Source organism: Kutzneria sp. CA-103260 (genome assembly GCF_018263855.1).
GTDB lineage: Bacteria > Actinomycetota > Actinomycetes > Mycobacteriales > Pseudonocardiaceae > Kutzneria.
This window is the reverse complement of record NZ_CP073318.1, coordinates 8,442,925-8,462,927: the sequence shown is the minus strand read 5'-3', so window position 1 is coordinate 8,462,927 and position 20,003 is coordinate 8,442,925. Positions and strand designations below refer to the sequence as shown.

Sequence of the window (20,003 nt, the reverse complement as noted above, 5' to 3'; positions counted from 1 at the left end):
GCTAGCCGTTGTCGCGGCGCTGCCGGCGGTAGGGCAGCGCCGCGACAACCACCACGCCGACCAGCAGCAACGCCGTGCCCGTCCAGAACAACGGGATCGCCGCGTACGCCGCGTTCGTGTAGGCCAGCGGCGGCGAGCCCTGCGGGGCCGGGTTCGCCGGCGTGCCCGGTGTCGTCGTCGAACCGCACACCACGCCACCGGTCGGCGCCACTGCCCGCGCCACCTGCTCGCCCAACGTCACCTGGGCCAGCGCCGACGGCAGGTTCGGCAGGCCCAACGCGTCCGTGGGCAGCACCTGCAGATCCAGCAGCCGGGCCGTCGCGCCCAGCTGGAAGCCGTCGAACGGCTGGCCCTTGATCGCCTGCGTCTTCTGGTCCAACTCGGCGATCTGCAGCCGCAGCACGCCGATGTCGATCTTCTTCAGGTTCGCCGGCAGCGCACTGCCGTTCGGCAGCAGACCGCCGATGATCGGCAGCTTGCCCAGCTGGTCCGCGCCCGGCAGCGGAACGCCCACCGGCACATCCAGCTTCGGATTCGCCGCATCCAGCGTGCCCAGCGTCTTGCCGCCCTGCACCACCTGCAACACCGGAGCCGTGTAGGCCACCGTCGACGTCTTCGCGTCACCCGTCGACGTCACCTGCAACGTCGGCTGGCTGACCACGTTCACGTCCAGCTCCATCGGCGTGCCCGCGAGGATCTTCACGCTGGCCACCTGCATCGTGGACGTCGACTGCACCGCCTTGTTCGGCGACCCCGGGATGTCCACCAGCTTCACCACCGAACGTGAACTCAGCGTGTTCGGCAGGCTCACCAGCGAACCCAGGCCATCCGCCGACGGCTTGCCCGACAACAGGCCGCCCAGCTGGCTCAACGGGGCCGTCATCGTCTTCAGCGAGTCCACGACCTGGTTGGCCGTGCCCTGGTCCAGCTTCGAACTCGGGTTGATCAAGCCCGTCAGGTCCGTGACGTTCGGCAGGTTCGGGATCGCGTTCAACACCGACAGATCCGCCAACGACGTCTGCGCGTCCGAGATCGTGTCCACACACGGGCCCGTCGTCTCGCTCCAGCGCGCGTGCACGCTGCCGTTCAGCAGACCCACCTTCACCAGCGAGTCCAGCGGCGTCGACGGCGGAGTCAGGCCACCCGTCGACGGCTGCGGATTGTCCGGCAGCGCCGTCTGCGACAACGAGCCCGGCGTCTGCGGCGCGTTCCCCCCGATCGCGAACCCCAACGGCGACGCCTGCGCGATCGCCCGCTCGTACGACAGATACGCCTCCGAGTTCGCCTGCGCGCTCGACAGGCCGAACCCCGCCTCCGCCGCCGGCTGCTTCGGCAGCTCGTCCTGCAAACCCGGCAAGATCGTCGTGGTCGGCGTCGAATTCGGCAGCAGCCGCACCACCGCCAAGCCGCCACCCGCGTCCCCCACCGCGTGCCCCAACGGCTGCGGCCCATTCGCCGCCGACGCCGGCGGCTGACTCGGATCCGCCGGACCGGGCACCGGCGTCGTCGTCGGCACCCCGAACGCCGGACCCGCACCCACCGCCAACAAGGCGACAGCGGCCGGCAATGCCAGGGCGAGCGGCGGGCGACCTCGCATCAGCAGCTTCCTCCTCAGTGACCGGCGCCTGAGACCGGCGTCACGTAGGGGCTAACGACGTAGGTAACCGCAGGTGACGGGCCCACCGTTAGCGCTATCGAGCGAACCCGCCCAGATGAGACCCCCGTCACCCCCGCCTGCCCGCCAACCCGTGCGCGAGCAGCCCCGAGCTCCGGCTATAGTGGTCACGCACCACGCCGCCTTAGCTCAGTCGGCCAGAGCAGCTCACTCGTAATGAGCAGGTCGTCGGTTCGATTCCGACAGGCGGCTCCAGACATGGACGGCGAGTGCTCGCGCAGAGCGCTCGCCGTTTGTCTTCCGCTTCGCTTGTGGGGCTCGCGCCCCACACCCCCAGGCAGGGCGGGCTTCGCCCCCCTGCACCCCCCATCGGGGCTCGGCTCGCTGCGCTCGCCATCGCCCTCGGGTCAGGCTTCGCTTCGCTCGCCCCTGCGGTGGGTCGGCCTTGCTTCCGTTGTTTCTGCGTTTCCGCTTTGACTCCCCCAGCCCCTCCGCTTCCTGCACTGCCGCCTTCTCGTGCGGGGTGGAATTGGGCCTAGGTTGGGGGAATCGGACTGACTGGGGGGCGGGATGGGGGCGGGGAAGCGGCGCGTGGTGGTTTTGGGTGGGGGGCTGGCGGGGACGTTGGCGGTGGCGGCGGTGACGGGGCATGCGGACGAAGTCGTTGTGGTGGAACGGGATCGACTGCCGGAAGGGGCGGCGGATCGGTGAGGGGTGCCGCAAGCGAGGCACGCGCACCTGTTGATGTCGGGTGGGGCGAGGGCGATCGAGAGCCTGGTGCCGGGGGCGATGGAAGAACTGCTGGGGGCAGGGGCGCATCGGCATGAGCTGCCAGGGCACCTGGTGTCGATGAGTGCCCAGGGATGGCTGACAAGGTTCCCGGGCAAGCAATACCTGATGTCGTGCAGCCGGAGCCTCATCGACTCGGTGGTGCGGCGGTGGATGCGGAGGACTTCGTCAGGTTCGCGCGGGAAGCGGTGCGGCATCCGGTTGTCGGCGACCTGATTGCTGACGCCGAACCGCTGACGGACATGGTGACGGCGCATGGGCTGGTGAACCGGCGGCGGTTCTTCGAGAAGAACAAGCAGTGGCCGGCGGGCCTGGTGGTGCTGGGGGACGCGGTGGCGACCTACAACCCCGTGTACGGGCACGGCATGTCGGTGGCGGCGTTGGGGGCACGGGCGATGCGCGACGAACTGGATGGTCGAGGGCTGGGCGCGGACACCGGTCGACGGATCCAGCGGGCGATCGGGCGGACCGTCGAACCCGCCTGGACGACGGCCTCGGGCGAGGACTGCTTGTATCCCAACGTGACCGGCGCCGGACCGACCCGGATGACGCTGGTGGTCCGCCGGTACGTGGAACGCCTGACCAGGACGGCGATCAGCCGGCCCGACGTGGCCGAGGCGCTGATCGACGCGATGACCCTGTCCGTGCCGATGACCACCCTGGTGGCGCCGAAGATCGTGTTGGCCACGCTGCGGGGGCCGCGACACTCGCCGGCGGCGCAACCGCCGGTCACGGCCGAGGAGCGGTCAGCCCTGTCGAGCTAGGTGCTGACGAGGTAGGCCCCGCACGGCCCTCCACAGATGGGAAAGCACCCTGTGTCGGGGCGAGAGCCGCGCGAGGCCTGGTCACACACGTGGTGGATGCGCGTCGCGAAGGCCCACGTCGAGTCGCCGATCGTCGCGCACTGACGACGCCACCCCAGTGGCGGCCGGATGAGTAGCCGGTCGATGCGGGCCGCACGATGATGTGCGGGGCCATGGGTCGTAAGGCCCAGCGCACTCACCCTCGGCGGCGGCGCGGTTTCATGGAATTCTTCACTGACAGCGTTGTCAGCGCCCGACGATGGGCTCGTGACCTGCGTAACCTCCCCTCTCATTTGAGGGTCACTCTTTAGTGTCGTGACGTGCGGGAGTTGTGGAATATCCCGCGCACGTGCATCTGCGTGTAACCCTTGAGTCACTCGAAAGTGTGAACCGAAGCGTTTCGACGATCATGGCGACCGATACCGGGGTGCCGTTCGTCGATCGGGGGCGACCGGTCGTCGATGATCGGGCGGTGTGGGATCAACCCCTCGTGTCAGGGGGCGGTGACGGGAGCATGATTCCGGCACCAAAAAAGGCCGCGGTCGACGTGGCAGCAGGAACCGCGGCGGCTCAGTCCATCCCATGTCGTTGCCGAGAGAGGACCGACTTTGAGTGTAGAACCGCCACCTCAGCGTGACGGGTCACACGACCGAGTGCAGATCATTGTGCACGCTTTCCCGGATCGCACCCGGTCGGCGAACCGGCCGCCGAGTTCGCCGCAGCAGCCGGCGACCTCGCGCCGCGGCCACCGCGGCGCGCACCGTCGGGCCAGCTCGGGGCTGCTGCCGACGCTGGTGCGGCGGGTCTTCGCGGGGTGGCTGCCGCCGGCGTGACGGCGCAGGAATAAGCGAAGTTTTACCTGGGGCGTCCACGGAGATCCCATTCCGTCGGGCGCCCCTTGGTGTGTTTGGGTGATTTCCGGCCCGCCACTCAAACGGCCGAGTTTCGTATCAGGCGCCAGTGCCGATGGTCCTGTCAGCGGTACCCGCCGGGTAACGGCGGCCCTACGAGGGGACATCACCATGACCAGTCCGACACCGAGGAGCGTCGCCCGCTACGGATGGATTCCTGACCTGCCCGACGCCAGGGACCTCGTCTACGCCGCGCCCCGCGCCGCCCTCGCCAACCTGCCGGCCAAGACCGACCTGAGGGCCGGCCTGCCCGAGTGCTACGACCAGGGTCAGATCGGCAGCTGCACGGCCAACGCCATCGCCGGCGCCTTCGAGTTCTCGCTGCGCAAGCAGGGGCTCGCCGACTTCACGCCGTCCCGCCTGTTCATCTACTACAACGAGCGGGCCATGGAGGGCAGCGTCGGCACCGACTCCGGCGCGCAGATCCGCGACGGTGTGAAGAGCGTGGCCAAGCAGGGCGTCTGCCCCGAGACCGAGTGGCCCTACGAGGCCATTCCGGCCGACGCGAACGGCCACTTCCCGGCCGGCTCCCGGGAGGCCACCAAGCCGAGCAACGCCTGCTACCAGGACGCGCTGAAGAGCCGGGCGACCACCTACCAGCGGGTGGTGACGACGCTGGACCAGCTGCGCGGCTGCCTGGCCGCCGGCTATCCGTTCGTCTTCGGCTTCAGCGTGTACGAGAGCTTCGAGAGCCAGCAGGTCGCCGACAGCGGCGTGGTGCCGATGCCCGGCCCGTCGGAGCAGCTGCTCGGCGGCCACGCGGTGCTCGCCGTCGGCTACGACGACGCCAGCCAGCGCTTCCTGGTGCGCAACTCGTGGGGCACGAGCTGGGGCCAGCAGGGCCACTTCACCATGCCGTACGCCTACCTGACCGAGCGGTCCCTGTCCTCGGACTTCTGGACCATCCGCGTGGTCACCTGAGCGACGCCGAAACGGCCCGGCCATCGGCGGCCGGGCCGTTTTCGTTGCTGTGCGGTCACTTCTCGCCGGCGGCGGCGTTGACCATCCGGGCCGCCGGGCCCAGCCAGATCCGCTGCACGACCGAGCAGCCGATGATCGCCGCGAACAGCGGGAAGTTGGTGGCCCACACCGCGGTGTCGAACGGCAGCGTGAACACGATCAGCAGCCGCAGCGCCACCTCGACCAGGAAACCGATGCCCCACACCAGGTTGGCCCGGTTGAGCAGGCCGCGGAACTCCTGGGAGTTGGCGGCGAGGTCGTCCCAGGCCCGCGCCTTGCCGGTGGTCTCGGCGATGAACGGCTTGAAGCCCTTGGCCATCACCGGCTGGTTGCGCAGCGCCATCACACAGATGAACAGGCCCAGCGCCCCGGTGCCCAGGCCGTCCTTGGCCAGCATGAAGGTCGGCGACCCGGTCAGCAGCGTGATCGGGATGCTGACCAGGGTCACGACCAGCACCGCCAGCGCGAACTGGTCGGGCTTGCCGGCCCGCAGCGTGGTCCAGATCGTGCGGGCGGCCGGGATCAGGCCGCTGACGATCAGGGCCGTGATCACGTCCACGCCGAAGCCCTTGAGCAGGTAGTAGCTGCCCAGCGGCAGGCCGATGTCGAGGATCAGCGGCAGCAGCCGGCTCAGCGGGCTCTGCGGCTGGTCCGACTCGGTGGTCTGGGTGGCTGCGGCTGGCTGCGTCGTCGTCATGGCCAGAACGCTACGAACGCCGGGCTTCCCGTGCGGGTGCCGAACCATCGAGCTCGGCCATGACAGTTGTCACGACCGGTTGGGCCGCAACGTCCACAGCACGGTGAGCTCGGTGGTGATCACACCCTCGGCGTTGCTGATGGTGACGTGCACCGGGAACTCGGGGCGCTCGCCCGCGTCCAGCTCGGCGATCACCTCGGCGGTGTCCCGGCCGAGCACGGCCTCGGCCCGCAGCGGACCACGCGCCACCTTGCGGTAGGCGATCTCGGCGTTGACCACGAGCGGGGTGGCCCGGCCGAGCTGCTCGGCGAACGCGGTGAGCAGCAGCGCGCCGGAGGCGGTCTCGCCGATCCCGAAAATCATGGCGGCGTGCAAGCCGCCGACGTGGTTGTGTTGACGCGCGTCGTCGGCGATGGTGGCGACGACCTTATCCGGTCCGATGTGCTCGAACTCCACGCCGTTGTTGCCGACCCACGGCACGGCCGTCTTCATGCCCTCGCCGATGAGTGCGTAGTCAGTGCTCATGGGACGGATGCTACTCGACAGTAACTTAACGCGGATCCCATGACCGAGCTCACAGATTATTTCAGTTGCTAAGACATTGGCGCGAGATGCATGCTTGTACTTGGCAACTACTTGGATGACACAAGCAACAGGGGGGAGCCCCGTGGTTCCGCTGGACGAGATCGCGCCGGACGACCTGGAGGTGGCCGACGGCATCGGGATGTCGATCGCGCGCCTGCACCGGTTGCTGGCCTGCGTGTCGTCCTCCAGCAGCAAGGCCGGCATGGACCGGCCGACGTTCATGCTGCTGGTCACGCTGGCGGAGCAGGGTCCGCGCAGGTCGGGGGCGCTGGCCGAGATGCTGCACGCCGACCCGTCCACGGTCAGCCGCCAGGTGGCGCAGCTGGTCAAGGCGGGTCTGGTGGAGCGGCAGGTGGACAAGCAGGACGGGCGGGCGACCGTCCTGGCCACGACCGAGCGGGGCCGGGCCCTGCTCGCGGACGCGCGCGGTCGGCGCAACGCGCAGATCGCGCAAATGATCACGCACTGGCCCGATGGCGACCGGGCCCGGTTCGCCGAGCTCTTCGAGCGGTTCATCACCGACTACGAGCGCCATCTGCCGGTGTTCATCGCCGCGTTCGCCGACCAGGCGGGCGTGGGAGGGGAGAAGTAATGTCACAGACCGCTTCCACGGCGGCCCCGAGGTCCGCCGGTGTCGGCGGTGGGGGGTTCACCCAGCGACAGATCCTGACCGTGATCTCGGGTCTGATGCTGGGCATGCTGTTGGCCGCGCTGGACCAGACGATCGTCTCGTCGGCCATGCGCACCATCGCCGACCAGCTGCACGGCCAGACGCTGCAGGCGTGGGCCACCACCGCTTACCTGATCACTTCCACCATCGCGACGCCGCTGTACGGCAAGCTGTCCGACATCTACGGCCGCAAGCCGATGTACCTGGCCGCGATCACCATCTTCCTGGTCGGCTCCGTGCTGTCCGGCATCTCCACGTCGATGTACGAGCTGGCCGGGTTCCGCGCCCTGCAGGGCGTCGGCGCCGGCGGCCTGATGTCGCTGGCCTTCGCCATCGTCGGCGACATGATCCCGGCCCGCGAGCGGGGCAAGTACCAGGGCTACTTCCTGGCCGTGTTCGGCCTGTCCAGCGTGGCCGGCCCGGTGGTCGGCGGCTTCTTCGCCGGCCTGCCCACGCTGCTGGGCGTGGACGGCTGGCGCTGGGTGTTCCTGGTCAACATCCCGATCGGCGTGATCGCGCTGATCGTGGTCAGCCGGGTGCTGAACCTGCCGCACCGCCGCGTCGAGCAGAAGGTCGACTACTGGGGCGCGCTGACGCTGTGCCTGGGCGTGGTGCCGCTGCTGATCGTCGCCGAGCAGGGCCAGCAGTGGGGCTGGGGCTCGGCCGGCTCGCTGGCGATGTTCGCCGTCGGCGCCGTCGGCATCGTCTCCTTCATCTTCGTCGAGCTGCGCATGGGCGACGCGGCGCTGCTGCCGATGCGGCTGTTCCGCAACACCGTGTTCAGCCTGGCCAACGTGCTCAACTTCATCGTCGGCATGGGCATGTTCGGCGGCCTGGCCGCGCTGCCGCTGTACCTGCAGATCGTCAAGGGTGAGACGCCGACCAACGCCGGCCTGCTCACGCTGCCGCTGATGGTCGGCATCACGGTGTCCTCGCTGAGCTCCGGCCAGGTGATCGCCCGGACCGGTCGCTACAAGGTGCTGCCGATCATCGGCACCGCCGCCATGGCCACCGCGCTGTTCCTGTTCAGCGGGCTGTCCGCGGACACCAACCTGGTCTACGCCGGCTTCGTGATGGCGCTGATGGGCCTCGGCCTCGGCCTGTGCATGCAGACCCTGGTGCTGGCCATCCAGAACGTCGCCGCGCCGCAGGACATGGGCGTGGCCACCGCGTCCGCCACGTTCTTCCGCGGCATCGGCGGCACCGCCGGCACGGCGATCTCGCTGTCCATCCTGTTCGGTGTGGTCGGCGACCGGATCGCCAGCGCGTTCCAGAGCGCGCGGACCGACCCGGCGTTCATCGCCGCCACGCAGGACCCGAAGGTGCTGGCCAACCCGGCCAACGCGAGCTTCCTCAAGGGGCTGGCCACCGGCGGCGGCAACATCGACCTGGAGAACACCTCGTTCATCCAGCTGCTGGACGCCCGGTTGGCGCGGCCGCTGCTGGAGGGCTTCGCGTCCGCGATGGACACGGTGTTCGTGGTCGGCGGCATCACCACGGTGATCGCGTTCGTGCTGGTCTGGTTCCTGCGGGAGGTGCCGCTGTCGACCAAGTCCGGCCTGCAGCGCGCCGCCGAGGGCGAGGACGCCGACGAGCGCCCGCTGATGCCCGTGATGGAGTGAGCTAACCGAACGAGAAGGGGCCTTCCGCCTGTGGAAGGCCCCTTCTTCATGCTCTCCCCGATGGCATGAAGGGCCCTTTACTCACGTTCAACGCGAGTAAAGGGCCCTTCATGGCACGGGCTCAGTGCTTGGCGAAGGGCTCCATCTCGCCGCTCGCGATCGCGTCCTGGTAGCGCTGGTAGGAGCGCTTCACCTCGGCCTCGGCCTCGGTGCGACCGACCCAGGTCGCGCCCTCGACGCTCTTGCCCGGCTCCAGGTCCTTGTACACCTCGAAGAAGTGCTGGATCTCCAGCTTGTGGAACTCGTTGAGGTGGTGGATGTCACGCAGGTGCTCGGACCGCACGTCGTCGGCCGGCACGCAGAGCAGCTTGTCGTCGCCGCCCTTCTCGTCGGTCATCCGGAACATGCCGATCGTGCGGGCCCGGATCAGGCAGCCCGGGAAGGTCGGCTCCTGGACCAGCACGAGGGCGTCCAACGGGTCCCCGTCCTCGCCGAGCGTGTCGTCCACGAACCCGTAGTCGGCCGGGTACTGGGTCGCCGTGAACAGCGTCCGGTCCAGCCGGATCCGGCCCGTCTTGTGGTCGACCTCGTACTTGTTCCGAACACCCTTGGGGATCTCGATGGTGACGTCGAACTCCACTGTCCTCGCTCGTTTCGCCTCTTAACGCGGGCCCGCTCCAGCGGCGGCGCCCTACGTCGGGGTTGGCACTCCGGTTACGCCACTAGTGTGGACCACAAGTCGTGTGTCTCCGGCATCCGTGCGGCCGGTGAGCTGTGTGAGTTTGGTCCGTGTCGGCCACGGGCCCCGTTGAGGAGGACGTTGTGCCCGAATCCGGCCCATCCGCGCCCGACTGGCCGGACCAGCCGGCGGACGGCGCCCCGGCGGAGGCCGTCGCAGCAGGTGGGACCGATCAGTTCGGCTGGCCGGCGGCCGACGACGACACCGCCGAGCCGGAGTGGCCGGCCGCCGACTCCTCGTCACCCGATGGGGTGAAAGTCGCGAAGGATGAGCCGACGTCGGCCGAGCAGCCCTCGGAACCGGTTGCGGAGTCCTCGGAGGCGGCTGCTGCCGCGGCTGAGCCGGCGGCATCGGCCCCATCGGCCCCCTCGGCCGACGAGGCCACGACGCCCGCCACCCCGGAGCCGGCCAAGCCGGTTGAGCAGCCCTCGGCACCGAAGACAGCGGCCGAGGAGCCGGTTGACCAGCCTTCGGAGTCGGCCGAGCAGCCCTCGAAGCCCGCGGCTTCGGCTCCCGAGCCCGTCAAGTCCGAAGCCCAGGACTCGCCGCCGGCGGAGCCGAAGCCCGTGGAGCCGGCCAAGCCCGAGCCGGCCGCGAAGGCCGAAGCGTCGGAGCCGGCAGAGCCCTCGTCGCCGGCCGGGAAGGAGACGGCGCCCGCGACTCAGCCGGGCAAGCCGGCGGAGCCCGCCAAGCCGGAGCCACCCGCCAAGCCGGCGGAGCCGCCGACCGCGAAGACGGACGGGCCGGCGACCCAGTCCGACAAGCCGGCGGAGCCCGCCAAGTCAGTAGAGCCGGCGGTCGTGAAGGCGGAGGAGCCGGCCGCTCAGCCGGAGTCCCCGAAGCCCACCAAACCAGTTGAGCCGGCAGCCAAGGAGACCGCGAAGCCGACCACGCCACCGGAGCCCTTGACTCCGGTCAAGCCGGCGGAGCCGCTGGTCCGGCCGACCGCGAAGCCAGCAGTGTCGCTCTTCGAGCCGGCCACGCCGGTAGAGCCGTCGACTCCAGCCAAGCCGGCGGAGCCTTCGACTCCGACCAAGCCAGTGGTCGCTCAGACCGGGAAGCCGGCAGCCTCGCCTGCCCCGCCGACCACGCCGCCGGCATCCTCGACCCCCGTCAAGCCGGCGGAGCCGGTGACTGCGCCGACCGCGAAGCCGGCGGCGTCGCTGTTCGAGCCGGTCAAGCCGGTGGAGCCTGCGACTCCGGCCAAGCCGGTGGCTACGGAGTCCGCCAAGCCGGTGGTCCCGCCGACCGCGAAACTGGCGACACCGACCGCTCCTCAGCCGACCAAGCCGATGGAGTCGTCGACTCCCGCCAAGCCGGCGGAGCCGGTGACTGCGCCGGTCACTCAGCCGACCAGGCCGACGCCACCTCCCAAGCCGGCGGAGCCGCCGACCGCCAAGCTGGCGGTGCCGCCCGTCCAGCCGCCCCAACCGCCGAAGCCGACCGTGCGCCCGGCGGAGGCGACAACCGCGCTGCCGGTCAGGCCACCGGTCGTGCCGCCCAAGCCGGCCGGGCAGCCGCCGAGGCCGCCCGCCCCGCCGACCACGCAGTTCCCGAAGCCGCCGGCCCCGCAGCCGCCGCCCCCGGCGCGGCCGAAGGAGCCCGACACGCTCCGGATCAGGCTGGCCGACGTGCCCGTCAAGATCGGGCCGGTCCCGCCCGTCTCCCCGCTCGAGGACACGGTCGCGATGCCCGTGGACAACGACCGGGCCCGGCTCGACCCGCCGACCGTCCAGCTGCCCAACCCCGCCGAGGCGCTGGCCGGCGACGACTCGCCGACGGTGCGCGTGCGGCTGCCGCGCCCGCCCGCCGCCGGACGTCCCGAGCTGGGCGACGACGTGCCGCAGCCGGCCCCGCAGCTGCCACCGCCGCCGCGGGCGTCCGAGGAGAACGAGCCGGTTGCCGCGCGTCGGTCCCGCAAGCCGGCGCTGGTGGGTCTCGCGCTCGTGCTGGTGCTCGCGCTCGGTGTGGGCATCTGGTTCGGCGCGCCCGGCGTGGTGCAGGCTCTCGGGCTCAGTGGCCCGTCGGTCACCCCCACCTCGCCGCCGCCGTCCCCGTCGGTCCCGGACCTGCTGATCAAGCCGCTGAGCAATCCCCCGACGCCGACCTCGGCCGGCCTCGCCGCCGCGCTGGCCGGCCCAGCCTCTGCCCCGGCATTGGGCACGCTGACCGGCAGCATCGTCGACCCGGCGACCGGCACATCGCTGTGGGACCACAGCTCGACCACGCCGCTGACGCCCGCGTCGTCCGGCAAGCTGCTCACCATGACGGCCGCGCTGCTGTCGCTGGACCCGCAGTTCCGCTTCACCACCAAGGTCGTCGCCGGGCCCGAGCCGGGCTCGGTGATCCTGGTCGGCGGCGGCGATCCGACGCTGTCCTCCCTGCCGGCCGGCAAGGAGAGCGTCTATCCCGGCGCGGCGCACCTGGACGATCTGGTGGCGCAGGTGAAGAAGGCGGTCGGCGGCCCCGTGACGAAGGTGCTGCTGGACACCAGCCGCTACAGCGGCGACCTGATGGCACCGGGTTGGGAGAACAGCGACATCGCCGGCGGCTCGGTCGCCCCGATCACGCCGATCATGCTGGACGGCGGCCGCAGCAAGCCGACCGCGTCCGACCCGGCCCGCACGGCCTCGCCGGACATGGACGCGGCCAAGGAGTTCGCGCGGCGGCTCGGGGCCGACCCCAACACCGTCGACAAGCAGACCGCGCCGGCCGACGCGAAGGTGCTCGGCAGCGTGCAGTCGCCGCCGCTGACCGACATGGTCAGCACCCTGCTGCAGATCTCCGACAACGTGCTCGCCGAGGCCATCGGCCGCGAGGTGGCCAAGCAGGCCGGCGCCCCGGTGACCTTCGCCGGCGGGGCCAGCAGCGTGCTGAACATCTTGCGTAACAACAACTTCGACCTGACCGGCGTGACCATGTCGGACGGCAGCGGACTGTCCACTCAGGACCGTGTGACGGCCAGGCTGCTCGGCTCGATCATGACCGTGGCCGCCGGCCCGGACGGCGGTGACGACCCGCGGGTGGCCAAGCTGCGGCCGCTGCTGAACGGGCTGCCGGTCGCCGGCGGCAGCGGCACATTGTCCGACCGGTACAAGGACGCGGCCTCCAGCGCCGGCAAGGGCTACGTGCGGGCCAAGACCGGCACCCTGGACGGGGTGAACACGCTGGCCGGCATCGTGCAGGACACCGACGGCAAGGTCCTGGCCTTCGCCCTGATGTCCAACGGATCCCAGATCGACCAGGGCCGGGCCGCGCTCGACGCCGTCGCCGCCGCGCTGCGCGGCTGCGGATGCCGCTGAGTCGGCTGCTGCCATCGGGGCGTCACGCAAGGTAGCGTCGAGATCGTGAACGCCGGAAACGCAGCCAGGTCCCTGCCCGCCGGTGGCCCTCCGTCGCCGGTGGACTGGTCGGTCGCCGCGTCGACCGCCCAGCGGTTGATCCGCTCCGGGCCGTCCGTGCCCAGAGCCGAGGCCGACGCCGTGGTGCGCGAGCTGCGGGACATGACCGGCCCGGCCGAGCTGCACGTGCGGGAGCTGACCGGCCTCGGTCACGACCTGCCGCTGCACGAGGGCACCGTCGTCGACCGGCACGGCTGGGTTCGGGCCGCCAGCGAGGGCCTGGCCCTGCTCACCGAGGGCGCGATGCCCGCCACCCTGCCCGGTCCGCTGGCCGGCGTGCTCGCCGGGACCGCCGGCGTGCAGGCCGGCATGGTCCTGGCCTTCCTCAGCTCCCGGGTGCTCGGCCAGTACGACCCGTTCGGCGCCGGCGGCCGGCTGCTGCTCGTCGCCCCCAACATCGTCGCCGCCCGGCAGGCCATGGACGTGCCCGCCAGCGACTTCAGCATGTGGGTGTGCCTGCACGAGGTCACCCACCGGCTCCAGTTCACCGCCGTGCCGTGGCTGCGGGACTACTTCTCCGGGCAGGTCGGACAGCTCGTGTCGGTCATGGACGACACCGCCGTCGGGGCGTTCAACCGCATCCCCGAGATGGTCCGCTCCGCCCGGGACCGGCTGAAGACCGTGCGTCCCGTCGAGGTCGGGCCGACCGCCTTGATGGAGCTCATCCAGTCGCCCGAGCAGCGCGCCGTGCTCGATCGGCTCGTCGCGCTGTCCACCCTGCTCGAAGGGCATGCCGACCACGTGATGGACGCCGTCGGGCCGGTGGTCGTGCCCTCCGTGACCACCCTCCGGACCCGCTTCACCGCCCGCCGCAAGGGTGGCGGCGTGCTCGACCGCGTGCTGCGGGCTGTGCTCGGCGTCGAGGCGAAGATCCGCCAGTACGCCGAGGGTGCGGCCTTCACCCGGCACGTGGTGGACGCCGTCGGCATGCCGGGCTTCAACGAGGTCTGGACCTCCCCGGAGACCCTCCCGTCCCGAGCGGAGATCGCCGACCCCGACGCCTGGCTCCGCCGAGTCCGGCCCTGAGTTGTCCACAGGCCGGCCCGCAGCAAGATCGAATTCGGGTTGTCGCTGGTAGACTGGCCTCGGGGTCGCCCCCCTGGGAATGGGAGGGGGCTGAGTTCCTTGCAGGGCGCGCCTGACGAGGCGGTGTCGGCGGTTCGCACAGCGGTGCGCCGCCTGGTCGTCGCCGCCCGCAAGGCCGGGCATCTGGCCAGCGGCCAGCTGGGCGTGGCGGTGTCGGGGGGAGCGGACTCGCTGGCCCTGGCGGCGGCGGCGCAGCATCAGGCCCGGCGGCTCAACCTGACGGTGCACGGCCTGATCGTCGACCACGGCCTCCAACCTGGCTCGGACAAGATCGCCGAGCACGCGGCGGACCAGCTCCGGGAGCTGGGCCTGCCGCACGTGACGGTGCTGACGACGAAGGTGGACGGCCCGGGGGGCATGGAGGCGGCGGCCCGCAGGGCCCGGTATACGGCCCTGAGAACAGCCCTGCCGGCCGAGGACGCGATCGTGCTGCTGGGCCATACGAGGGACGACCAGGCGGAGACGGTGCTGCTGGGTCTGGGCCGAGGATCAGGCCCGCGCTCGATCGCCGGTATGAGGCCGCTGGACCCGCCCTGGGGCCGCCCGCTGCTGGGGGTGACAAGAGCCCAGACGGAGCGCGCCTGCACGGCTCAAGGGCTGGCGTACTGGAGTGATCCGCACAACGTCGACCCGTCCTTCACGAGGGTGCGGCTACGCCACGAAGTGCTGCCGCTGCTGGAGGAAGTGCTGCAGGGCGGAGTGGCCGACGCGCTGGCCCGGACGGCGGCGCAGCTGCGGGAGGACAACGACGCCCTAGACGCGATCGCGGCGGAACTGCTGGTCGGCGAGCCGGAGGAGCTGGCGGTGGACACGTTGGAGGGCAGGCCCGCGGCGATCCGCCGGAGGGTGCTCCGGAGCTGGCTCCGGCAACGCGGTGTGACTGAACTCACCGACGCCCAACTGCGTGACATCGACGCTCTGATCGGTGAATGGCGAGGTCAGGGTGGCGTGTTGGTCCGAGGTGGCTTGGTGGCACAGCGCGCACATGGCAGGCTGCAACTAGACCGAGCGCGGCCCTGACCGGGTGCGCGTTACCAGGCCGAAAGAGGGGAAGCTGCCCGTGTACGAGGGCGACATCGCCTCCGTGCTCATCACCGAGCAGCAGATCAGCGACAAGATCCAGGAACTCGCCAAGCAGGTCGCCGCGGACCACCCCGCGGCCGACGGCGGCTCCGATCTGTTGCTCGTCGGCGTGCTCAAGGGCGCGGTGATGTTCATGACCGACATGGCGCGGGCCCTCCCGGTGCCCGTCCAGCTGGAGTTCATGGCCGTCAGTTCCTACGGCTCCTCCACGTCCTCGTCGGGCGTGGTGCGCATCCTCAAGGACCTCGACCGGGACATCGCCGGCCGGAACGTGCTCATCGTCGAGGACATCGTCGACTCGGGCCTCACGCTGTCGTGGCTGCTGAAGAACCTGGCCACGCGCAAGCCGGCCTCGCTGGAGGTGTGCGCCCTGCTGCGCAAGCCGGACGCGATCAAGGTGGACGTGCCGGTCAAGTACGTGGGCTTCGACATCCCCAACGAGTTCGTCGTCGGCTACGGCCTCGACTACGCCGAGCGCTACCGGGACCTGCCCTACATCGGCACCCTCGACCCGGCGGTCTACTCCAGCTGAAAATGCCCGGAAGGGGGCTTTCCTGGCGTTCAACGCCAGGAAAGCCCCCTTCCGAGCACCTCAGCAGACGCTGGTGGTGCAGGGGCGGCGGCTGAGGGCGTCGAACAGGACGCCACGGAACGAGGCCGCGTCCACCGCCTGGTACGCCTTGCCTCCGGTCACGGTGGCGATCTGCTGCAGGGCGTTCATGTCGGCGTCCGGGCCGAGCCCGATGCCGATCACCTCGACCGGCTTGGACGGGTCGGCCTGCGCCCGCAGCATCTGCAGCAGGCCGTTGAGGTCCAGCCCACCGTTCTTGTCGTTCTTCCCGTCGGTGATCAGCACGACCGCGTTCACCTTGGTCGGGTCGAAGTCGTCACGCAGCGTCTCGTACGCGGCGAACGCCGTGTCGTAGAGGGCCGTGCCACCGCGCACCCGAGACGGCAGCGTCACCGCGGCCTGCTGCAATGCGAACCGCTGGCTGACGCCGTTGACCTGCCCGCCCAGCGGACCGAGCGGCACCAGCTCCTTCCAGTCGTTGGGCGGCCCCTGCTGCTGCGAGAACGCCCACAGCCCGACGTATGTGCTGTCCGGCATCAAGGACATGGCGGCCAGCGCCCCGTCCCGGGCCACCTCGACCCGGCTCTGCCCGTCCGGCATCTTCTCCACCATCGACCCGGACACGTCGATCACCGCCAGCGTCCGCCCGTCCAGGTGCACCACGTTCCACGCCCGCAGCACGGTGTTGACCTGCGTCGCCGACGGCGCCGGCAGCAGCGGCGGGGTGGCCGCCTGCACGCCGTCCTTGCCGCCCCAGGCCGGCGAGGCCGTGCCCCGCGGGTCACGGAAGCCGGCGGCGCTGAAGATGCCCGAGGACCGCGCCGACCGCAGCTCCTGCTCGAACGCGGACGCCGCCTGCTCGGTGCCGGTGACCTCGTTCTTCGTCGTCACCCGCACCACCGGGTAGTCGAACAGCACCGTGCCCTCGGCCGGGTAGATCGCCACCGCCTTGGCCGGCGACGCCGACGTCACGTTGTACGACACCACCGACTGCTCGGTGGTGGTGAACAGCAGCGCGTTGGCCGCGTCCTGACGGATGTTGTCGAAGCCGTCGGTCACCGAGTTCAGCGTGGTGCTGCGCAGCCGCAGCAGCACGGCGATCAGCTCCTGCGGCGGTACCCCGTCGGCCTTCGCCGGCAGCAGCCCCTGGGCCAGGCCCAGGGTGGCCACGCCCTCGGTGTTGGTCAGCGGGTCGGCGATGGCGATCGGCGTCTGCCCGCTCACCAGCCGCTGCCAGCTCACCGGCTGCTTCGGCCAGCCCAGCTTGTCGGCCTGCCCGGTGCTGGCCGCCACCACCAGCGGCGAGGAGGCCAGCGACGGGTGCTCGGCCAGCTTCGGGCTGTTCACCGGGTCCTTGCCGGTCAGCCCCTGCGCCGTCGACACCCACAGCGACGAGTCCGGGATCCACAGCGCCGGCGGGTCGATCGGTCTGGTCGGCAGCGACTGCACCACGTCGGAGGAGCCCTCGCTGACCACCGACACCTTCACGCACTGCCCGTTCACCGAGCTCTGGTCGTGCTCGAAGGCGTCCGCCACCGACTGCACCGCGGGCGCCGCGCTGGGCGTCACCGCCACCCGCAGCGGCACCTGCCCGGCGCACCGCACCGAGTTGGCCGCGTTGGCGACGACCACCCCGCCCACGGCCAGCACGGCGACCAGAATGGGCAAGAAGAAGTGCCATTTCCGACCCCGTTCGGGTCGGGCCGGCGGCCGGTGGGCTCCTGCTGGCGTAGACATGGTGGTGCGCGAACCTCCTGGTCGGCGTCCACAGTGGGCGCGGGTGTCTCCTCGGATCGTCGACGTGGCGGCCCCGGCTGCTAGCCGCCGAGGGCCCGGTCCGAACGGATTGGGTCGAATGGGGTACTTCGGTAGGCCGAACGGCTCAGTCCGGCGATGACATTGGCACCCGGTGGCCCTCCTTCTTCCGGTGCAGAGCGGCGCCCGGTGGTACGTGGGGGCTCCCACGCCGGTTCACCCCGGACGGCCCAGGAGTGTCGGCGGTCATGTCGGGGAACTTCGGCCCCAGGTCCGTGCGTTGGGAGCGTCATGAGGTCGGCGTTCGCCGACCGCCGAACTTCCGCCCGTGGTCCGAGGACGGCGGGCGGTAAGCTAGCTGGACGGGCTGTCCCGCAGAGTGCGGTGACGCCACTGCACGACGTGTTGAGCAGTGTCGCGAGGCAGAGCTTGACGTAAACGCAGGGAGGGTCGAGGCCGCGTGACGGCCGTAGGTGCATGGACCGCAAGCGCGTTCTCCGCAACCCGCTGATCTGGATCGTGGCAGCGGTTGTTGTCTGGTTTGCCATCACCACGCTGACCGATGACACACGCGGGTACACCCCCGTGACGACCTCGGTTGCTATTAGCCAGGTGCAGAAGGGCAATGTCAAGACGGCCACGCTCCAGGACAAGGAGCAACGGCTCCTGCTCGACCTGAACACGGCGTACGAGGGTCACACGCAGATCGTCACGTCCATTCCGAGCAACGGCTCGGAGGACGCGATCTTCCGGATGCTCCAGGATCCGGCCAACAAGGTCGGGACCTACGACGTCAAGGTCACCAGCGACAATGTGTTCACGAACATGCTGATCATCCTGGTGCCGATCGGCCTGCTGCTGCTGGTGCTGATGTGGATGATGAACAACGTCCAGGGCGGCGGCAACCGGGTGCTCAACTTCGGCAAGTCCCGGGCCAAACAGCTGTCCAAGGACATGCCCAAGACCACGTTCGGCGACGTCGCCGGCGCGGACGAGGCGGTCGAGGAACTCCACGAGATCAAGGACTTCCTCCAGAACCCCGGCCGCTACCAGGCGCTCGGCGCCAAGATCCCCAAGGGCGTGCTGCTCTACGGCCCGCCGGGCACCGGCAAGACGCTGCTGGCCCGGGCTGTGGCCGGCGAGGCCGGCGTGCCGTTCTACTCGATCTCCGGCTCGGACTTCGTGGAGATGTTCGTCGGTGTCGGCGCCTCCCGTGTCCGCGACCTGTTCGAGCAGGCCAAGCAGAACGCCCCGTGCATCATCTTCGTCGACGAGATCGACGCCGTCGGCCGGCACCGCGGCGCGGGCCTGGGCGGCGGCCACGACGAGCGCGAGCAGACCCTCAACCAGCTGCTGGTCGAGATGGACGGCTTCGACTCGCGCGGCGGCATCATCCTGATCGCGGCCACCAACCGGCCCGACATCCTGGACCCGGCGCTGCTGCGCCCAGGCCGGTTCGACCGGCAGATCCCGGTCGGCGCGCCCGACCTGCGCGGCCGCAAGGCCATCCTGCGGGTGCACGCCAAGGGCAAGCCGTTGGCCCAGGACGCCGACCTGGACGGCCTGGCCAAGCGCACCGTCGGCTTCTCCGGCGCCGACCTGGCCAACGTCATCAACGAGGCCGCCCTGCTCACCGCGCGGCACAACGGCACCATCATCACCGGGGCCGCGCTCGAGGAGTCGGTGGACCGCGTGATCGGCGGCCCGGCCCGCAAGAGCAAGATCATCTCCGAGAAGGAGAAGAAGATCACCGCGTACCACGAGGCCGGGCACGCCCTGGCCGCGTGGGCCATGCCGGACATCGACCCGGTCTACAAGGTCACCATCCTGGCCCGCGGCCGCACCGGCGGCCACACGCTGTCGGTGCCGGAGGAGGACAAGGACCTGATGACCAGGTCCGAGATGATCGCCCGGCTGGTGTTCGCGCTCGGCGGCCGCGCCGCCGAGGAGCTGGTCTTCCACGAGCCCACCACCGGCGCCTCCAACGACATCGAGCAGGCCACCAAGATCGCCCGCTCGATGGTCGCCGACTACGGCATGAGCGCCCGCCTCGGCGCGGTCAAGTACGGCGAGCAGGACGGCGAGCCGTTCCTGGGCCGGCAGATGTCGCACGCCCCGAACTACTCGCTCGAGGTCGCGCACGAGATCGACGAAGAGGTGCGCAAGCTCATCGAGGCCGCGCACGACGAGGCGTGGCAGGTGCTCAACACCTATCGCGACGTGCTCGACGACCTGGTCCTGGAGCTGGTGGACAAGGAGACCCTGCACCAGAAGGACCTGGAGCGGGTCTTCGCCCGGGTGCAGAAGCGGCCGCGGATCACCGAGTTCAACAACTTCGGCAACCGCACCCCGTCCGACAAGCCGCCGGTCAAGACCCCCGGCGAGCTGGCCAAGGAGCGCGGCGAGCCGTGGCCCCCGGTCAAGGACGAGGCGCCCGAGCCTGAGCCCACCCCGGTGGCCACCGTGCCCGGCGGCGGCGAGCTGCCCGGCACCAACGGCTCCGCCGCCTACCCGCCCGGTCGGCCCGGCGGCAACGCCGGTGGCCCGCCCAACTACGGCGCCCCGCCCGGATGGACCCCCGCCACCCAGCCCAACGGCTCCTGGACGCCGAACTGGGAGCCGGGTCGTCCCGCCGGTCAGGACGGAACCACGCCGTCCGGCAATCCGGGTGACACTGAGCGGGACAGCGGCCGTTGAGACGGTCCGCGATCTCGCG

General features: G+C 70.6%; 15 protein-coding genes and 1 tRNA gene. 11 read left to right on the top strand and 5 right to left on the bottom strand.

From position 1 onward, the window contains the following. Position 1: 1 nt before the first annotated feature. Positions 2 to 1,597: a hypothetical protein gene (locus JJ691_RS37240; protein WP_211764209.1), complete on the bottom strand. Its 1,596-nt coding sequence runs from the start codon at positions 1,595 to 1,597 to the stop codon at positions 2 to 4. A gap of 196 nt (positions 1,598 to 1,793) precedes the next feature. Here JJ691_RS37240 and JJ691_RS37235 point away from each other — a divergent pair. The 4 genes from JJ691_RS37235 (at position 1,794) to JJ691_RS37220 (ending at position 5,039) form a co-directional block, all read left to right on the top strand. Further along, positions 1,794 to 1,870: transfer RNA gene (locus JJ691_RS37235), tRNA-Thr, on the top strand. A 683-nt stretch (positions 1,871 to 2,553) separates the two neighbouring features. Further along, positions 2,554 to 3,168, top strand: a complete 615-nt coding sequence (locus tag JJ691_RS37230; protein WP_211764208.1) for a hypothetical protein — start codon at positions 2,554 to 2,556, stop codon at positions 3,166 to 3,168. 692 nt (positions 3,169 to 3,860) lie between these two features. Next, entirely contained in the window at positions 3,861 to 4,040 is a 180-nt protein-coding gene (locus JJ691_RS37225) for a hypothetical protein (RefSeq protein WP_211764207.1), read from the top strand. A gap of 189 nt (positions 4,041 to 4,229) precedes the next feature. After that, positions 4,230 to 5,039, top strand: a complete 810-nt coding sequence (locus JJ691_RS37220; RefSeq protein WP_211764206.1) for a C1 family peptidase — start codon at positions 4,230 to 4,232, stop codon at positions 5,037 to 5,039. Positions 5,040 to 5,094: 55 nt separating this feature from the next. Here the strand turns inward: JJ691_RS37220 and JJ691_RS37215 are convergent, their stop codons facing one another. Then, complete coding sequence (locus tag JJ691_RS37215; protein ID WP_211764205.1) at positions 5,095 to 5,775, bottom strand: VC0807 family protein; 681 nt, start codon at positions 5,773 to 5,775, stop codon at positions 5,095 to 5,097. Between the two features lie 69 nt (positions 5,776 to 5,844). After that, entirely contained in the window at positions 5,845 to 6,300 is a 456-nt protein-coding gene (locus tag JJ691_RS37210; protein WP_211764204.1) for a DUF4442 domain-containing protein, read from the bottom strand. 142 nt (positions 6,301 to 6,442) lie between these two features. Here JJ691_RS37210 and JJ691_RS37205 point away from each other — a divergent pair, with 142 nt between their 5' ends. Together JJ691_RS37205 and JJ691_RS37200 are read left to right on the top strand one after the other, a co-directional pair. Further along, complete coding sequence (locus JJ691_RS37205) at positions 6,443 to 6,952, top strand: MarR family winged helix-turn-helix transcriptional regulator (RefSeq protein WP_249227260.1); 510 nt, start codon at positions 6,443 to 6,445, stop codon at positions 6,950 to 6,952. Continuing rightward, positions 6,952 to 8,652 carry an MDR family MFS transporter gene (locus tag JJ691_RS37200; protein WP_211764202.1) on the top strand — a complete coding sequence of 567 codons (1,701 nt, stop codon included), beginning with the start codon at positions 6,952 to 6,954 and terminating at the stop codon, positions 8,650 to 8,652. Before JJ691_RS37205 ends, JJ691_RS37200 begins: the two co-directional genes overlap by 1 nt. A gap of 121 nt (positions 8,653 to 8,773) precedes the next feature. On the opposite strand, the gene JJ691_RS37195 is transcribed toward JJ691_RS37200, so the two are convergent. After that, a complete protein-coding gene (locus JJ691_RS37195) occupies positions 8,774 to 9,292 on the bottom strand; it encodes an inorganic diphosphatase (protein ID WP_211764201.1) in 519 nt (172 codons plus the stop codon). 182 nt (positions 9,293 to 9,474) lie between these two features. Between JJ691_RS37195 and dacB the strand changes: the two genes are divergently transcribed. The 4 genes from dacB to hpt all read left to right on the top strand — a co-directional run bounded on the left by dacB (position 9,475) and on the right by hpt (position 15,493). Further along, complete coding sequence (gene dacB / locus JJ691_RS37190) at positions 9,475 to 12,693, top strand: D-alanyl-D-alanine carboxypeptidase/D-alanyl-D-alanine endopeptidase (RefSeq protein WP_211764200.1); 3,219 nt, start codon at positions 9,475 to 9,477, stop codon at positions 12,691 to 12,693. A 45-nt stretch (positions 12,694 to 12,738) separates the two neighbouring features. Next, a complete protein-coding gene (locus JJ691_RS37185) occupies positions 12,739 to 13,818 on the top strand; it encodes a zinc-dependent metalloprotease (RefSeq protein ID WP_249227259.1) in 1,080 nt (359 codons plus the stop codon). A 99-nt stretch (positions 13,819 to 13,917) separates the two neighbouring features. Further along, positions 13,918 to 14,898 (top strand): tRNA lysidine(34) synthetase TilS, encoded by a 981-nt coding sequence (gene tilS / locus JJ691_RS37180; RefSeq protein ID WP_211764199.1) that lies wholly within the window; start codon positions 13,918 to 13,920, stop codon positions 14,896 to 14,898. 40 nt (positions 14,899 to 14,938) lie between these two features. Continuing rightward, positions 14,939 to 15,493, top strand: a complete 555-nt coding sequence (hpt, locus tag JJ691_RS37175) for a hypoxanthine phosphoribosyltransferase (protein ID WP_211764198.1) — start codon at positions 14,939 to 14,941, stop codon at positions 15,491 to 15,493. 60 nt (positions 15,494 to 15,553) lie between these two features. Here hpt and JJ691_RS37170 read toward each other — a convergent pair whose 3' ends face one another. After that, complete coding sequence (locus JJ691_RS37170) at positions 15,554 to 17,200, bottom strand: substrate-binding and VWA domain-containing protein (RefSeq protein ID WP_211764197.1); 1,647 nt, start codon at positions 17,198 to 17,200, stop codon at positions 15,554 to 15,556. Positions 17,201 to 17,764: 564 nt separating this feature from the next. Between JJ691_RS37170 and ftsH the strand changes: the two genes are divergently transcribed. Continuing rightward, positions 17,765 to 19,984, top strand: a complete 2,220-nt coding sequence (gene ftsH / locus JJ691_RS37165; RefSeq protein WP_211764196.1) for an ATP-dependent zinc metalloprotease FtsH — start codon at positions 17,765 to 17,767, stop codon at positions 19,982 to 19,984. The last annotated feature ends 19 nt before the right edge of the window (positions 19,985 to 20,003 follow it).

Excerpts from the sequence above, each read along its gene's own strand:
- JJ691_RS37220 (WP_211764206.1), top strand. The coding sequence starts at position 4,230 with ATGACCAGTCCGACACCGAGGAGCGTCGCCCGCTACGGATGGATTCCT.
- JJ691_RS37240 (WP_211764209.1), bottom strand. The coding sequence starts at position 1,597 with ATGCGAGGTCGCCCGCCGCTCGCCCTGGCATTGCCGGCCGCTGTCGCC.
- JJ691_RS37200 (WP_211764202.1), top strand. The coding sequence starts at position 6,952 with ATGTCACAGACCGCTTCCACGGCGGCCCCGAGGTCCGCCGGTGTCGGC.
- ftsH (WP_211764196.1), top strand. The coding sequence starts at position 17,765 with ATGGACCGCAAGCGCGTTCTCCGCAACCCGCTGATCTGGATCGTGGCA.
- JJ691_RS37215 (WP_211764205.1), bottom strand. The coding sequence starts at position 5,775 with ATGACGACGACGCAGCCAGCCGCAGCCACCCAGACCACCGAGTCGGAC.
- JJ691_RS37210 (WP_211764204.1), bottom strand. The coding sequence starts at position 6,300 with ATGAGCACTGACTACGCACTCATCGGCGAGGGCATGAAGACGGCCGTG.